The sequence below is a fragment of the Tissierella sp. MB52-C2 genome (assembly GCF_030931715.1).
Classification (GTDB): domain Bacteria; phylum Bacillota; class Clostridia; order Tissierellales; family Tissierellaceae; genus Tissierella.
This window is the reverse complement of sequence record NZ_CP133261.1, coordinates 1,413,959-1,431,226: the sequence shown is the minus strand read 5'-3', so window position 1 is coordinate 1,431,226 and position 17,268 is coordinate 1,413,959. Positions and strand designations below refer to the sequence as shown.

At 35.5% G+C, this 17,268-nt stretch carries 12 protein-coding genes and 3 rRNA genes; 3 read left to right on the top strand and 12 right to left on the bottom strand.

Annotation, left to right across the window (positions count from 1 at the left end; genetic code table 11):
* Positions 1–11 precede the first annotated feature (11 nt).
* The 7 genes from RBU61_RS07000 to RBU61_RS06970 all read right to left on the bottom strand — a co-directional run bounded on the left by RBU61_RS07000 (position 12) and on the right by RBU61_RS06970 (position 6,016).
* The gene (locus RBU61_RS07000; protein WP_308878910.1) at positions 12–518 is read right to left on the bottom strand and encodes a hypothetical protein; all 507 of its coding nucleotides are present in this window, start codon (positions 516–518) and stop codon (positions 12–14) included.
* Between the two features lie 450 nt (positions 519–968).
* On the bottom strand, positions 969–1,928 hold the full coding sequence (locus RBU61_RS06995) for a phosphotransferase (RefSeq protein WP_308878908.1): 960 nt from the start codon (positions 1,926–1,928) through the stop codon (positions 969–971).
* 226 nt (positions 1,929–2,154) lie between these two features.
* A complete protein-coding gene (locus RBU61_RS06990; protein ID WP_308878907.1) occupies positions 2,155–2,916 on the bottom strand; it encodes a hypothetical protein in 762 nt (253 codons plus the stop codon).
* A 112-nt stretch (positions 2,917–3,028) separates the two neighbouring features.
* Positions 3,029–3,802, bottom strand: a complete 774-nt coding sequence (locus RBU61_RS06985; RefSeq protein ID WP_308878906.1) for a hypothetical protein — start codon at positions 3,800–3,802, stop codon at positions 3,029–3,031.
* Between the two features lie 190 nt (positions 3,803–3,992).
* Positions 3,993–4,685, bottom strand: a complete 693-nt coding sequence (locus RBU61_RS06980) for an isoprenylcysteine carboxylmethyltransferase family protein (protein ID WP_308878905.1) — start codon at positions 4,683–4,685, stop codon at positions 3,993–3,995.
* A gap of 21 nt (positions 4,686–4,706) precedes the next feature.
* On the bottom strand, positions 4,707–5,276 hold the full coding sequence (locus RBU61_RS06975) for a GNAT family protein (protein WP_308878904.1): 570 nt from the start codon (positions 5,274–5,276) through the stop codon (positions 4,707–4,709).
* Between the two features lie 263 nt (positions 5,277–5,539).
* Positions 5,540–6,016, bottom strand: coding sequence for an iron dependent repressor, metal binding and dimerization domain protein (locus tag RBU61_RS06970; RefSeq protein ID WP_308878903.1), 477 nt, complete (start codon positions 6,014–6,016; stop codon positions 5,540–5,542).
* Between the two features lie 126 nt (positions 6,017–6,142).
* On the opposite strand from RBU61_RS06970, the gene RBU61_RS06965 reads away from it, so the two are divergent.
* A complete protein-coding gene (locus RBU61_RS06965) occupies positions 6,143–6,385 on the top strand; it encodes a FeoA family protein (RefSeq protein ID WP_308878902.1) in 243 nt (80 codons plus the stop codon).
* A gap of 13 nt (positions 6,386–6,398) precedes the next feature.
* Positions 6,399–8,549: a ferrous iron transport protein B gene (gene feoB / locus RBU61_RS06960; RefSeq protein WP_308878901.1), complete on the top strand. Its 2,151-nt coding sequence runs from the start codon at positions 6,399–6,401 to the stop codon at positions 8,547–8,549.
* Positions 8,550–8,597: 48 nt separating this feature from the next.
* Here the strand turns inward: feoB and rrf are convergent.
* The 3 genes from rrf to RBU61_RS06945 form a co-directional block, all read right to left on the bottom strand.
* Positions 8,598–8,714: ribosomal RNA gene (gene rrf, locus RBU61_RS06955) — 5S ribosomal RNA — on the bottom strand.
* A gap of 24 nt (positions 8,715–8,738) precedes the next feature.
* Positions 8,739–11,633 (bottom strand): 23S ribosomal RNA (locus RBU61_RS06950).
* 88 nt (positions 11,634–11,721) lie between these two features.
* Positions 11,722–13,252: ribosomal RNA gene (locus tag RBU61_RS06945) — 16S ribosomal RNA — on the bottom strand.
* The 16S, 23S and 5S rRNA genes sit together here, the layout of an rRNA operon.
* A gap of 380 nt (positions 13,253–13,632) precedes the next feature.
* Between RBU61_RS06945 and RBU61_RS06940 the strand changes: the two genes are divergently transcribed.
* Positions 13,633–15,198, top strand: coding sequence for an FAD-dependent oxidoreductase (locus RBU61_RS06940; protein WP_308878900.1), 1,566 nt, complete (start codon positions 13,633–13,635; stop codon positions 15,196–15,198).
* 34 nt (positions 15,199–15,232) lie between these two features.
* Here the strand turns inward: RBU61_RS06940 and RBU61_RS06935 are convergent, their stop codons facing one another.
* Both RBU61_RS06935 and RBU61_RS06930 read right to left on the bottom strand, forming a co-directional pair.
* A complete protein-coding gene (locus RBU61_RS06935; protein WP_308878899.1) occupies positions 15,233–16,189 on the bottom strand; it encodes an acyl-CoA dehydratase activase in 957 nt (318 codons plus the stop codon).
* The gene (locus RBU61_RS06930; protein ID WP_308878898.1) at positions 16,170–17,267 is read right to left on the bottom strand and encodes a CoA protein activase; all 1,098 of its coding nucleotides are present in this window, start codon (positions 17,265–17,267) and stop codon (positions 16,170–16,172) included. Before RBU61_RS06930 ends, RBU61_RS06935 begins: the two co-directional genes overlap by 20 nt.
* Position 17,268 lies beyond the last annotated feature (1 nt).

The following is a 17,268-nucleotide window of genomic DNA, read 5'->3' as shown; positions in this document are numbered from 1 at the left end:
ATATTTATATCCTATAATATAATTTCTTTCATTTTACTACTATAAAGTTCTGCTGTTTCATGATAATCCATAATAATTCCTTCTTCTCTGACAAAATTTCCATAGCCCCTCGGTTCTCCTTTTAATCGTGGAAAAAGCTGAAAATGTAAATGATTCCTTTTACCGTCACATATTGTACACATATATACTTTTTCTGCACCTAAAATTTCTTTATGAAGTTTAATTATTTCATTTGATATTTTTAATATATATGTACCTAGTTCAAGAGGCATCTCAGCAATATCTTCATAATGTTCCTTTGATACAATAATTGTCTGCCCAGTTGCTCTTGGGTATCTTTCAAATTGACACCTTACCTTTTCATCCTCGTAAAAAATTAAACCATCATCAGGAAATATATCTCCTGTTTTAAAGTTATAACATCCAAAACATATACCTTTTTCTTGAAGTTCTTTTATTCTTTCAAATCTTTGCTCTAGTTCTTTTTCCTCATTTTCTGATAATTGTTTAACGTACAATTTAACCTACCTCTTCCTTTTTATGAAAATCAACAAAATATATCATATCTTATCTCGCTATAATATATATTCTATATAAATCTCGAATTTCCTCCTTTTTCCAGCAAATATTTACAAAATAAAAAAGATAAGTAAATTTAATCACTTATCCTGTAAATAATCCTTCTATTATATTCTCACTAAATACACTATACTTGTCCACCCCTATCATTCATCATATGATTCGTCACTATAGTACTCCCATCCATCAACTTTTCCAATTAAGATACCCTACCATAAGACTGATTTGTAGGATTATAATATCCTCCTGCAACTTCAAATGAATTATTAGAATCTGTAACTTCACATATTCCCTTTCTTATAACATTTTGATATCCCAGTACTTACCTAGGCCTAGATAGTTCTTATCTTAGATTGAGAAATGTAGGAATTATGATACTATATGAAGTTCTATAAGTTTAATCCTTTAAGATATGGAATTTCCCCTTCTATCCTGTATTTCATTTTCTCTACAAATTCCTTCAATCCATTATTAGTATCATTAATCTTTGAATGCTTCAATATATATAAATAGGAATATATATGTCTATAATCTAGAAAAAACTCTATTTCTTCTAGCCAGCTATAATCTATGCTATTCTCTAGCTTATACCCTATTATAAAATTTTTCATAAATTTATTAGCAAAGTCTAATCTATATTCTTCCTGATTTAATGGAATTCTCTGAATGGCATGATATAAAGAGATCGAAATATCATAACTGAACCAGCTATATTCACAGTCTCCAAAATCAAATAATATAGCTTCTCCATTATTAAAGTATATGTTTTTATGATGCAAGTCATTATGTATAATCCCATAGCTATCTTTAGAAGTTGGTAGAGATTTTATTTTTTCTATATATTTATTCCATTTATCTAGAACTAAATCTGTTATTAAACTAGGTGGATCTACTAAGACATCATTTTCTATCCACTTTTTAATGCTATTATTACACGATGGTTTATAGTTCTTAGCTAGTTTATGCATTTTTCCCATTGCCTGTCCCCAGTTTTTGATTAAATCTTTCTTCCAACCCTCTTCATCAATAAAGCGTCCTTCTACTTTTTCAAATATGACATAATAATATGAATAATCATTTTCACTAATTTCTTTAATAAAATTATCTTGAATTGGAAAAACTGGTCTAGCTACATTCATTCCGTTTTCTGACAGATAACTAATCCAGTCCAATTCTCCTTTAATTAAAGACTTATTAGTCTGAGACATTAAGAAAAATTTAATTACAAAACTTTTACCATTAACGTTAATTTCATAAACACTATCATTAAATCCACCTAGTAATTTTAGGCTTGAATAGTCGCCATTTAACTTATTAACTACTTTTTTTAATACAACTTTATCAATCATAAGCTATATTTACCTCCTCTATTCTTTGTACTATTAAAAATATTTAATAGTCACAGTAGACTCATCAGTTACCTGAGACACCATACTAGGTACCAATAGTATAGGTGGTTGTTATATCTTATCCTTCAAGGATTTTCACCTTAATTCTATTGGTAATGCCTTTGTTAGTTGAAGTCCAATTATGTTGTATCCAAAGTTTCTTGTCTTCCTTAATAATATTTAGATACTATTCCAATTCATTGGTATTGGACAATATAACGTTTTCAATTTGGATTGTCTTATCGATATATGATTTATTTTTACATTCAGTTATTATTTCAACACCATAACTTTGATTATTCTGAAATATAAGCTTTTGATTAGTTGAAAAGTTTATTGTTATACTTCTCTCATCTTCATCATAATTTGAAAATATGGCTTTTATTAATTTTAAATCATTTGCTGTATATGGTCCTTGAACAATTACATCCTTTATTCCATATATCTGATTATCTCTACTATTTGGAACCATATACTGCTCCATAAATTCTTGTGCCTTGTTATCTTTCATTTGCTGAAATCCTATCTGTAATGGAATACCTTCAAAGAAAGGCAGATAACTATTACGCCAAGGCATTGTTCTAGTTAGTAAATTAAAAAACCATTTAAACTGTAAAAAAGTTGGAGGTGTAATCTTTATGTCTTTTTTGATTAATGTCTCATAAATCTTATCAAAATTATCTGTGTCAATCATTATACAAATCAAACCCCGATGTCCGCTATTATAATGGTCAACCCATTCACTTTTCCATCCACCCCCATCTTCTTTTAAAATATGGATCATTTCAAAGTATTCGTTTCCAATCCATAGATTAGATGCCTTAAATCCTTTTGTTCCTTTCCCCCATGAAGGTTTATAAGGAAAACCACTGTTTTCTATACTTTTAATGATTTGGATGTCTTTCTGATACTTTGGATCTACATTTATGACAAAATGATCTAATCTCAATATCTTTTTCCCTCCAGAAAATATAATTATTCTTTCTTTATCTTACCTAATCTCTATTAGTTTTTGCTCTCCAGAGATTACTGCACAAGACAATCTAATCCAATTCAAAATTTTACTCAAACAATAACCTAATAACTGACTGTTGTTCCTCATTTATAATCTTTCCATCAGGTATCATATGAAACAAAATTTCATCTCTTTGCCATAATCCACCAATTGGCTGCAACATATGGTATGCGCATTTTTTTAGCATTTCAAATTTTACACTTAAATCCTCTGTGCTATACATCTGGTTAATAATATTAAATAGTTCGGAATCATTATTTTCAATATAGTTCAAATGTACCTTGGGCTTTCCTATTTCTAGATTTTTTATTCTTGCATAACATTGCAGAAACCAATCAAAAGAGGAAAATATAAAATTCTTAGAATATAATTCATTTTCATATAATCTATGTTCTAATTTGTCTATGATATGTTGAAATGTGAATCTAAAAGTATTTATCTCATAAGCTGATAAATATTCTGGAGTTTTCCAAGTCTTTTTTATTTTATCTAAAATATCTTTGGTTATATTATTTCTATCAAAAAGTATTTTACAGTTCAAATGAACCAATAGGAACTCATTTAAAGGAGCATCTAATAAAAAATCATCCACAGATAAAAGCATACAATCTATTGGTATTCCCCCTATATGAAAATGTATGCCTGTAAAATTATTAGATATAGGCTTGTTAAATATAACAGTTAAATCGTAATCTCCGCCAATACTCATATCACTATGTGTTCTACCACCATATTCAACAATTCCTACAATATCATCCTTCTTTTTCAAGTGTTCAATGAAACTATCAATATCTCTAAATGAATTAATATCCCTTAACATATACTTCCCCCCCCCCGGATTAATTACATATAATCTTTGTCTCATTACGTGCTTTAAATATTGTTAGTTAATCTTTTGGAACAATTTCATTCCCATCTTTTCCAAGCTATCCAGACATAACCAACCAACGAGTTTGTCCAGAATTTTCTATTTGATAAGTGTAATCTGAAACTGGAGCATGGATACTTTATTACCATATGTAAGGAAGAAGTCTATATTTTGTTTTCTTGCAATATTCAACGTAGCCAGTTAATTTTTCTTTCAGCATCTTATCTTCCAAATATGTTCTAATCACTATAATAACAGATATAAGGAATGATGGAATCATCATATATACTGATCCAAATACAAAAGGTATTGCAATAGTCCATAGTATTATAGCCAGATAGCCGGGATGACGGATAGTCTTATATGGACCTGAATCACAAATATTCTGTATCCGATCATTTTGTATGCGTGACGTAGCCTCAAAATTTGCATTTTCTTTCATGGCCCATATTCCAAGAAAAGAAGATAAAATTATAATTGCTAGAGAAGGATACATACAAAACATAAGTATACTAGACCAACCAAATCTTATATCAAAACCAGCAACGACATAAATTATAAAAAATGCAAGGGCTATATATAGCTTAAGCAATATCTTATCCCAGTGTTCAGTATTATTTCTCTCCTTTGCTCTTTCATTTAAGACCTCAGGGTTGTATTTTGATAAATAGAGTATTCCTAGTATAGTCGAAATTGTATAGACAGCAAAATAAATCCAGCCCCGATGATTTTTTAATGTTCCTGAAGAAACAAAAAACAGAATAGCTCCAATAATAACCTGGAAAGCAACTCTCAGTAAATAATCAACCCCACTCTTTTCCAACTTTATATACATAGAATCCACCTCACCAATTTCCTATAAAGCTTTTGGTATATCTATTACATCAAATTCTTCACAAGTCATACCATAATATATTTCGTCATAAAACTTTCCATTAGTATAGACCATTCTTCTCAATCTGCCTTCTTGTTGAAATCCTAATGATTCATGAAATTTCAATGACCTTTCATTAAAGGAATAGACGTATGCATTAACTTTCTGATATCTTAATTCTCTAAAATAATATCTTAACACTATTTTGATTGCTTCTTTTGCATACCCATTGCCCCAATAAGGTTTCTCCAATCCAATGCCATATCTAAATGTTCCAATTCTTCTATTGCATTCAAATGTATTAATATTGCCTACTGCATTTCCATTTATATCCTCAATGATCCACCAAAACTCATCATTCTGTGACTCACTTTTAATATTATTTTCTAACCTTTCTCGCATTTTTTCTTTCGATTGGGGAAAGTGTACCTCATCAGAAAATCTATCTAAATCTGTATCTGCATCAAAACTTGCTTTAAAAAAACTATCAATATCTTTTACCTCTACTGCACGAAGTCTTACCTTTTCACCAACCCAATAATTGCTAGCCATCCAAATTCCCTCCTTCTCTTGTATCTACCTAATATAATATCTTAAAACGTATTTATATAATTAATATATCCCAACCCTGCACCACCGTGATTTTTAAGGTTTTTTAGTATAAACAATACCTTTCTTTTTTGTACAATTAAATTATCTAGTAAATTGCCCAAAGGAAAGGTATCTAATTATAGACTAAATTTTACCATATTTGGCTTTATACAGTCAATTTAAACAATTGGCAGTTACTAATAAAGAATTATTACTTACCATCTTCACTTTTCCAAATTTACTTCCCTATAATTAATATATCTTTCTAATATATCTCTATTATCATAAAAGAAATTATATAAAATTTCTATATTTTCAATTGTACTAGTCGAAATATAATGCTCTATCATCTCTGTCTGTAATAGAGTATTGTCTTCACACCCTATGAAGTATAAAAATTGCTCTATAATATTATGTCTATTCAATAAGAATTCCCCTTCGTTTTTACCTGCTTCAGTTAAAGTTATAATTCCATATTTTTCATAATTAACTAATCCTAATTCTCCAAGTTTTTTTACCATCTTAGAAGCCGATGAGTCCCTTACATTTAATAATTTTGCCAATGTATTTATACGAATGTATGATTCTACTAGAGTATTTCTATATATCATCTCAAGATAATCCTCTAAGGCTGGAGTAAGATTAGTCTTATTATACCCTTTTAATTCATATCCCCTTACTGTCCAAAAGTTACTATTCACCTTATCACCACCCTATTAAAATATTATATTTTATTCTATATATATGAGTAACATTTCCAAAGTATTTTACATATTTTGGTGTAGGGAAAGTTTTCCCGAGGCTAAAATTTTTTAGGAGGTTTTAATATGATTAATAGCTATATCCCTCTTAGCTCATTATCAATAGGTGAGAAATGTAAAGTTAAAAAATTGACTTCTAATGGTCTAATAAGGAGAAGAATGTTGGACTTAGGAATAATAAATAATACAATAATAGAGCCTTTACATCAAAGTCCCTCTGGAGATCCTGTTGCTTATTCCATAAGAGGAGCAGTGATTGCACTACGTTCTGAAGTTGCATCTATGATTTTAGTAGAAAAGATTTTATAAAGGAGGTTGAATAATGGGTTTAACTAATACGTCTACAGGAACGGGAGTTTTTGAAGCAGAGTTAAAAATAGAAAAGATAACACCTAATGATAAGATTGTTGCCCTAGGTGGAAATCCTAATGTTGGAAAGTCTACAGTCTTTAATAACTTAACTGGATTAAATCAACATACTGGGAATTGGCCTGGTAAAACAGTTACAAATGCACATGGAATCTACTCCCATAATAATAATAACTTTATATTGGTAGATATTCCTGGAACTTATTCTTTAATGGCAAATTCTATCGAGGAAGAAGTGGCTAGAGATTTCATATGTTTTGGTAATCCAGATGCAACAGTAATTGTAGTAGATGCTACTTGTTTAGAGAGAAATTTAAATCTCGTGTTACAGTCCCTTGAGATCACTTCAAAGGTTATAGTATGTGTAAATCTTATGGATGAAGCAATACGAAAAAATATAAATATAGATTTAGATAAATTATCTGATGAACTTGGTGTACCCGTAGTAGGAACCAGTGCCATCAAAGGTAAAGGATTGGATATTTTAATGGATAAGATTCTCAGTGTATCCATAGATGAACTTAATTTGAATCCTATTAAGATTATCTATCAAGAAGAAATAGAAAAAGCAATTTCTGAAGTCGATACAATTCTTAAACCTTTAGTTCAAGATAATTTTAATTCTAGATGGATTTCATTAAAGTTAATAGATGGAGATTTAACTTTGATAAACTCAATAAATAAATACATTGGATTTAATTTAAATGAACATAAGGAATTGATGGCAAAAGTCCATAACGTAAGAGAATATCTCAATACTATTGGAATTAACCATGATATTTTTCGTGATAAGATAGTTAGTCAACTTGTAAGTATTTCTGAAGATATTAGCAGTAAAGTCGTTTCTTTTCAAAGTGTAAACTATAATAATTTTGATAGAAAGATAGATAAATATCTTACTTCGAAGAAATTTGGAATTCCGCTTATGATTTTCCTTCTTTCTATAGTGTTTTGGATTACAATTATTGGTGCAAACATCCCTTCTGAATTGCTTGCAAAAAGTTTTTTTTGGATAGAGGGTAAATTAACACTATTCTTTAACTGGTTAGGCACTCCTCAATGGGTTCACGGGGTATTAGTATTAGGAATTTATCGGACACTGGCTTGGGTAGTATCTGTAATGTTACCGCCTATGGCAATATTCTTCCCATTGTTTACATTGTTAGAAGACTTAGGGTATTTACCTAGGGTGGCTTTTAACCTTGATAATTTCTTTAAAAAATCATATGCTTGTGGAAAACAGGCTCTTACCATGTGTATGGGTTTCGGATGTAATGCAGCAGGTGTAATTGGTTGTAGAATAATAGATTCTCCTAGGGAGCGATTGATAGCTATTATTACAAATAATTTTGTACCATGTAATGGAAGGTTTCCCATATTAATATCTATCATATCCATGTTCTTTGCAGGAATTATAGGTGGCCCTCTAAGCTCTATAATATTGACTCTTATTCTTACTGCCGTTATACTACTTGGCGTAGTAATGACTTTAATAGCTTCTAAACTATTATCTAAAACTATACTAAAGGGAATACCTTCAAATTTTACATTAGAGTTACCATCCTATAGAAAACCACAAATAGGTAAAATTATAGTTAGATCCATCTTCGATAGAACATTATTTGTTCTAGTCCGTGCTATAGCAGTAGCTATTCCTGCAGGATTAATTATATGGATAATGGCGAATATATTTATTAACGACACTAGTATACTCACTTATTCTGCTAATTTTCTTGATCCCTTCGGAAAATTAATTGGGTTAGATGGTTATATCCTAATGGCCTTCATTTTGGGATTTCCTGCAAATGAAATCGTTATCCCAATTATAATCATGAGTTATATGGCAACAGGCTCTTTAATTGAATTTGATAGTTTAGTACAATTAAAAGATCTTCTTATTTCCAATGGATGGACTTGGCTAACAGCTATATGTGTTATGTTATTTTCTCTTATGCATTGGCCATGTGCCACTACTTGTCTAACTATAAAGAAGGAAACTCAAAGCTTTAAATGGACATTTATATCTTTCATGCTTCCAACATTATTTGGGATAGTAATTTGTTTTATAGTTGCTAATACTGTAAGGTTGCTAGGATTGATATAAGCATAAAAAAACCTGTTAGAATATCTAACAGGTTTTTTACTTATGTAAGCCCGGCAACTTCCTACTCTCCCAGGTCGTTTCCAACCAAGTACCATCGGCGTTAAGATGCTTAACTTCTGTGTTCGGTATGGGTACAGGTGTGTCCATCTTGCTATCGTCACCAGACGAAAACTATCAATTGCAATATTTTAGGTCAAGTCCTCGACTTATTAGTATCTCTTAGCTTAAAGTATTACTACTCTTACACCTGAGACCTATCTACCAAGTGGTCTTCTTGGAGTCTTAACTTTTAAAGTGGGAAATCTTATCTTGAGGGGGGCTTCGTGCTTAGATGCCTTCAGCACTTATCCCTTCCAGACATAGCTACTCAGCCGTGCCATTGGCATGACAACTGATACACCAGCGGTCTGTCCATCCCGGTCCTCTCGTACTAAGGACAGCTCCTCTCAAATTTCCTACGCCCACGACGGATAGGGACCGAACTGTCTCACGACGTTCTGAACCCAGCTCGCGTGCCTCTTTAATGGGCGAACAGCCCAACCCTTGGGACCTACTCCAGCCCCAGGATGAGACGAGCCGACATCGAGGTGCCAAACCTCCCCGTCGATGTGGACTCTTGGGGGAGATAAGCCTGTTATCCCCGGGGTAGCTTTTATCCGTTGAGCGATGGCCCTTCCACTCGGAACCACCGGATCACTAAGTCCAACTTTCGTTTCTGCTCCACTTGTTGGTGTCGCAGTTAAGCTCCCTTTTGCCTTTACACTCTTCGCACGATTTCCGACCGTGCTGAGGGAACCTTTGAGCGCCTCCGTTACTCTTTAGGAGGCGACCGCCCCAGTCAAACTGCCCAACTGACAGTGTCCCTATACCAGTTTCATGGTATCAGGTTAGAATTTCAGCATTACAAGAGTGGTATCCCAAGGTTGACTCCACCAAAGCTGGCGCCCTGGCTTCAAAGTCTCCCACCTATCCTGTACATGCAATGCCGAAATCCAATGTCAGCCTGCAGTAAAGCTCCACGGGGTCTTTCCGTCCTGTCGCGGGTAATACGCATCTTCACGTATACTACAATTTCACCGGATCCATTGTTGAGACAGTGCCCAAATCGTTACACCTTTCGTGCGGGTCGGAACTTACCCGACAAGGAATTTCGCTACCTTAGGACCGTTATAGTTACGGCCGCCGTTTACTGGGGCTTAAGTTCTAGCCTTCGCTTACGCTAAGCCTTCCCCTTAACCTTCCAGCACCGGGCAGGTGTCAGCACCTATACTTCGTCTTTCGACTTAGCAGATACTTGTGTTTTTGGTAAACAGTCGCTTGGGCCTATTCACTGCGGCCAGGTTTCCCTGGCACCCCTTCTCCCTAAGTTACGGGGCTATTTTGCCGAGTTCCTTAACAATGGTTCTTCCGCTCGTCTTAGGATTCTCTCCTCGCCTACCTGTGTCGGTTTGCGGTACGGGTAGTTACTTGCTCGATAGAAGCTTTTCTTGGCAGTGTGGAGTCAGCTACTTCTCTACTTGTTTTTCGATCCCCATCACATTTCAGAATTATGAGTACGGATTTGCCTATACTCACTTCCTTTATGCTTAGACGTGCTCAACCAACGGCACGCTTAGCCTATCCTCCTGCGTCACTCCATTTCTCAAACGCTTATAACTAGTACAGGAATTTCAACCTGTTGTCCATCGCCTACGCTTTTCAGCCTTGGCTTAGGTCCCGACTTACCCTGAGTGGACGAACCTTCCTCAGGAAACCTTAGGCTTTCGACGGGTGAGATTCTCACTCACCTTTCGCTACTTATGCCAGCATTCTCTCTTGTGTGCAGTCCAGCACTCCTTACGGTATACCTTCTATCCACACACAATGCTCCTCTACCGATTCTTACGAATCCCACAGCTTCGGTACCAGATTTAAGCCCCGGAAATCTTCGGCGCAAGGTCTCTCGACCAGTGAGCTATTACGCACTCTTTAAATGTATGGCTGCTTCTAAGCCAACATCCTGGTTGTCTGTGAAACCTCACATCCTTTACCACTTAATCTGGATTTAGGGACCTTAGCTGGTGATCTGGGCTCTTTCCCTTTCGACTATGAAGCTTATCCCACATAGTCTGACTCCCAAGGTTATGAGTATGGCATTCGGAGTTTGATAGGTTTTGGTAACGCTATGCGCCCCTAGACCATTCAGTGCTCTACCTCCATATCACTTTTCCTTGAGGCTAGCCCTAAAGCTATTTCGAGGAGAACCAGCTATCTCCGAGTTCGATTGGCTTTTCACCCCTATCCACAGGTCATCCCATAGCTTTTAAACGCTAACGGGTTCGAGCCTCCATTGAATTTTACTTCAACTTCACTCTGCCCATGGATAGGTCACCCGGTTTCGGGTCTATGGCAGGGAACTTAGTCGCCCTATTAAGACTTGGTTTCCCTACGGCTCCTGACCTTAAGTCATTAACCTTGCTCACTACCATAACTCGCTGGCCCGTTCTACAAAAAGTACGTGGTTACACGAATAATGTGCTTCCACTGCTTGTAGGCGTAGGGTTTCAGATTCTATTTCACTCCCCTTCCGGGGTTCTTTTCACCTTTCCCTCACGGTACTATTTCTCTATCGGTCACCAAGGAGTATTTAGCCTTGGGAGGTGGTCCTCCCTACTTCCCACAGGATTTCTCGTGTCCCGTGGTACTCTGGATACCAGCTGGTAAACTCTTCTTTCATATACCGGACTATCACCGTCTATGGTGGGATTTTCCAATCCTCTTCTATTAGATTTATTATTCCATTGTGCTGGTCCTTAACCCCAGATAAATCTGGTTTGGGCTCTTTCCCGTTCGCTCGCCGCTACTTAGGAAATCGATTTTTCTTTCTTCTCCTCAGGGTACTTAGATGTTTCAGTTCCCCTGGTCTTCCTTCATACACCTATGTATTCAGTGTATGATACTTGAGGGTTGCTCAAGTAGGTTTCCCCATTCGGAAATCTCCGGATCACAGTCTATTTGCGACTCTCGAAGCATATCGGTGCTTATCCCGTCCTTCATCGGCTCTTGGTGCCAAGGCATTCGCCCTACGCCCTTAATAACTTGACCTAAATTACTTATTTATATTGCAATTTGTAGTTTTCAATGTTCAGTGTGAACTAGATTAAACAAGTGTGAGTCCTTTTGAACTCCTTAGAAAGGAGGTGATCCAGCCGCACCTTCCGATACGGCTACCTTGTTACGACTTCACCCTAGTTATTGACCCTACCTTCGACAGCTGCCTCCTTACGGTTAGCTCACTGGCTTCGGGTATTGCCAACTCCCATGGTGTGACGGGCGGTGTGTACAAGACCCGGGAACGCATTCACCGCGACATTCTGATTCACGATTACTAGCAACTCCGACTTCATGCAGGCGAGTTGCAGCCTGCAATCCGAACTGGGATCGGCTTTAAGAGATTTGCATCTTATCGCTAAGTAGCTGCTCGTTGTACCGACCATTGTAGCACGTGTGTAGCCCAGGACATAAAGGGCATGATGATTTGACGTCATCCCCACCTTCCTCCGATTTGTCATCGGCAGTCCCTCTAGAGTGCTCAACTTAATGGTAGCAACTAAAGGCAAGGGTTGCGCTCGTTGCGGGACTTAACCCAACATCTCACGACACGAGCTGACGACAACCATGCACCACCTGTGTCCCCTGTACCCGAAGGTAAAGGTCTATCTCTAGACCGGTCAGGGGCATGTCAAGCCCTGGTAAGGTTCTTCGCGTTGCTTCGAATTAAACCACATGCTCCGCTGCTTGTGCGGGTCCCCGTCAATTCCTTTGAGTTTCATACTTGCGTACGTACTAAATAGGCGGAGTGCTTAATGCGTTAGCTGCGGCACCGAGGTTTGACCCCCAACACCTAGCACTCATCGTTTACGGCGTGGACTACCAGGGTATCTAATCCTGTTCGCTCCCCACGCTTTCGTGCATCAGCGTCAGTATAAGTCCAGAAAGTCGCCTTCGCCACTGGTATTCCTCCTAATATCTACGCATTTCACCGCTACACTAGGAATTCCACTTTCCTCTCCTTAACTCAAGCCTTCCAGTTTCAAATGCTTACCACGGTTGAGCCGTGATCTTTCACATCTGACTTAAAAGGCCGCCTACGCACCCTTTACGCCCAATAAATCCGGACAACGCTTGCCCCCTACGTATTACCGCGGCTGCTGGCACGTAGTTAGCCGGGGCTTCCTCCTTGGGTACCGTCATTATCGTCCCCAAGGACAGAACTTTACGACCCGAAGGCCTTCATCGTTCACGCGGCGTCGCTGCATCAGAGTTTCCTCCATTGTGCAATATTCCCCACTGCTGCCTCCCGTAGGAGTCTGGACCGTGTCTCAGTTCCAGTGTGGCCGTTCACCCTCTCAGGCCGGCTACCCATCGTAGTCTTGGTGAGCCATTACCTCACCAACTAACTAATGGGACGCGAGACCATCTTTCACCGCTTTACGCTTTGACTATTCCTTCATGTGAAGATTTAGTATCATAAGGTATTAATCCCAGTTTCCCGAGGCTATCCCTTTGTGAAAGGCAGGTTTCTCACGCGTTACTCACCCGTCCGCCGCTAAGATAATCAAAGTTTCATTCCGAAGAAATCGACTTTGAAAACTTCGCTCAACTTGCATGTGTTAGGCACGCCGCCAGCGTTCGTCCTGAGCCAGGATCAAACTCTCATTTAAAAGTTTGATTCAGCTCAATTTGCTGACTGTTGTTTCATGTGTTACTTTTTATAATTCAAAGTTTCTCACACTGTTTAGTTTTCTAGGTTCTCGTTTCCTCTCTCGAGGGAACTTGCTTATAATAACATTTTTGTTTCTTTCTGTCAATGGTTTTTTATAAGTTTTTTATTTTTTAATAAAAACTTAATTTGCCACTAACTCCAGCCATTTTTGACTGGATGTTTAGTATAACATGTTTTTTTATGATTTGCAAATACTTTTTTTATAGAATATTCAAGGTAAATTTATCTATTTGTTGTTTATAAATAGATATTAGAATATTTTTTATCATATAAGCAGAGAATAAACATATTGAAATTTCATATATGGAGGATAATATAATGATTAATAATAAAAAGTATTTTAAAAACTCACCTACTTCCTATTGGATCTTATCCGCTTCATCAGCTGAATATCCTATTTTAAATGAAGATATTAATGTAGATGTAGTTATTATAGGTGGGGGGCTGGCAGGTATTCAATGTGCTTATCAACTACATAAAGAGGGATTAAGCATTGCTGTTTTAGAGGCCAATCACATAGGTCACGGTACCACTGGCCACACAACAGGAAAAATCACTTCGCAGCATCACCTTATTTATAATAAATTACAATCTCAAGTAGGAAAGGAACTAGCTCAGCAATATGCTACTGCAAATGAAACTGCTATTCATGAGATTAAAAGAATTGCTGATGAATCTAATATAGATTGTAATTATATTTCTCAATCGTCATTTATCTATACTCAACAAGATGAATACGTCGAAAAAATTCATGATGAAGTTAAAACAGCATCAGAATTAGGAATTGAAGCTTCCTATGTACAAGATATTCCATTTTCAATACCTATTAAGGGAGCAATTAGATTTGATAATCAAGCACAGTTTCATTCTCTTAAATATTTATATTCTTTGGCAAAGAATATAAGTAAAAAAGGAGTTCATATATACGAACAGACTATGGCTGTGGACATTGAAGAAAATAATGATAATTATATCATTACAACTATAAATGGAAATAAAGTAAGTGCAGAAAAAGTTATTATCGCATCTCACTATCCCTTTTATAATAAACACGGAATGTATTTTACTCGAATCTATCCATCGAGAACCTACATTACTGGAGTTAAAGCAAAGGAAAAATATCCAGGTGGGATGTATATAAACGCCGAAGAGCCTTCCCGTTCAATAAGATGTGAAAATACACAAGATGGTGAACTTATACTTGTTGTAGGAGAGGGTCATAAAACTGGTCAGGGAGAAGATATGAATCAACATTATGAAGTATTAATGGATTTTGCAAATAATTTATTCACTGTAGAAGATATACCCTTTAGGTGGTCTACTCAAGATTGCATGACCTTAGATAGTATTCCCTATATAGGAAACTTTACTTCAAATACACCTAATCTTTATATAGCTACTGGTTTTCAAAAATGGGGTATGACAAACAGCACTGTTGCTTCCATAATCATCAGAGATTTAATTATAAAAGGTGAAAGCCCTTGGGCAGATGTATACAATCCATCTCGTAAAACAATTGCAGCGTCTTCAAAAAACTTTATAGTAGAAAATGCAGATGTTGCAAAACATCTTTTAAAAGGAAAATTATCATCCTTAGATAATGATATTAATTTACAAAATGGAGAATCAAAAGTATTAGAAATCCAGGGTAAGAGAGCAGGAGCCTATAGAGATTATCAAGGAAAACTCCATATAGTAAATACTACTTGTACCCATATGGGATGCGAATTGAATTGGAATTCTGCAGAAAGTTCCTGGGACTGTCCTTGCCATGGTTCAAGATTTTCTTATGAGGGAAAAGTATTAGAAGGACCTGCTACAAAACCTTTAAAACTTGAGCATGATGTAAATACTATTGAAAAACTATTTAAAGACGATTTTTAAATATAAAAGAAGCTTAGAAAATTCTAAGCTTCTTTTATATTGCAATTTTATGACTCCATTTTCCACATCTATCTCCAAAGCAACCAATATCATTATTATTTTCATTAATCTTAACGACTTCACACTTATTTGTACAATCATTACATTCAAAGCTTGTAGATATAAAATTACTTTCGGCAAGGTCAAATCCTTTAAAATTTGTTTCACCTGCTTTTTCGGCAGATTCTCTCCCAATAATTGCAGCACCTATTGAACCCATTACATTATAATGTTCTGGAACAAATACCTCATAACCTAATGCATTTTCAAAAGCTTTCTTTATTCCCTTATTAGCAGCTACTCCCCCTTGAAAAAATATCTTTGGTAGAACTTCTTTTCCTTTTCCTACATTATTGAGATAATTTCTAACTAAGGCATCACAAAGTCCTCTGATAATATCAGACTTATTATATCCTAATTGTTGTTTATGTATCATGTCAGACTCCGCAAAAACTGCACATCTTCCAGCAATCCTTACTGTAGTATTTGATTCCAGTGCATAATCACCAAATTCTTCAATTGGAATCTCAAGTCTTTCTGCTTGCCTATCAATAAATGATCCTGTACCTGCTGCACATACTGTATTCATTCCAAAATCAGATACTACTCCATTTCTCAAAATTATTATCTTTGAATCCTGTCCCCCTATTTCAATTATAGTCTTTACGTCTTTATCAATTTCAAGAGCTGCAACTGCATGGGCAGTTATTTCATTTTTTACTGCATCTGCACCTATTAGTGTAGATGCTATATGCCTACCACTTCCAGTAGTTCCAACTCCACCAATTTTCATATCATTATAATTAGCCTTTAATATTTTAAACCCATCTTGAACTGCTTTAATGGGACTTCCCTTAGTTCTTAAATATATTTTCTCTACAACATCCATTTCTTCATCTAAAAGTACAATATTTGTACTTACTGAACCTACATCAACTCCAAGATAATGCATCTACCTTTCTCCTTTCAAGCAAATCTACAAATGCTTCAATTCTAGTAACATATCCTGCCTCTCCTGTCATTTCATCAACAATAAGAGACATTATTGGGAAATCTTTATCCTTTGAAATAGTTGGTAAAATTGCCTTTGATACAATTTCAGGCATACAACCCATAGGAAATATTTGAATAGCTCCATCAAATCCATTTTCATAGGCCAATACAGCCTCCCCGATACACTCTCTTCCATGACCTCCGATTCCTATGGATAAATACTCTTTTCCTGCATTTTTTATATCTAATGAATTTAATTTAATAGGAGATAATGCCGTATTCTTTACCCACCAGCTAGGGGTTAATTTTTTTTGAGTTGACACCCCATAATCCATAAGCTTATCTTCTATATATAGATTTGAAAATGGTTCTATTATGGTATAGATTTCTCCAATTATGGCAATCTTAACAGGATTTTTATTTTTATCTAATTTGATATTATTTAATTCTATCTCATATTCCTTCAATACTTCTATCATCTCTTGAGGATTATTACATTTAAATGCTTCTCTTATACAATTATTTAATATCTTTTTACACTTACCCTTTTCCTCTTCATATCCTGTAAGGTATCTAGCCTCTCCTTCTATTTTGTCAATTAAATTCATAATCTTTATAGCATCAGATAAGACCTTTATTTTTTGACGTCCCGATTTATTACTTTTTGTAGATATTCTATTTATTCGATTGAATAATTCTTTAATTCCAATATCTCCTGGAGAATCTATCAATATAAACTCTAAATCATATCCTAATCTATTCAATAGATTCATTTGCATTTCTCCGTATTCTCCAAACCTACAGGGTCCACAGCTTCCAGGAATTATTACTGTATCTGCCCCCTTTTCGATCGCCTGTATATAGTTTCCCACCATTATCTTAAAAGGTAGACACATTTCTTCTGGAGAATACAAAGACCCAATTTCTATGGCTGATTTGTTATTTAAAGGAGGCATAATATAATCTATTTCAAGCCCATCAAATAATGCCTTAGCTGCCAAGTATACATTTCCCAAATGTGGTGCTGTTATCTTCATT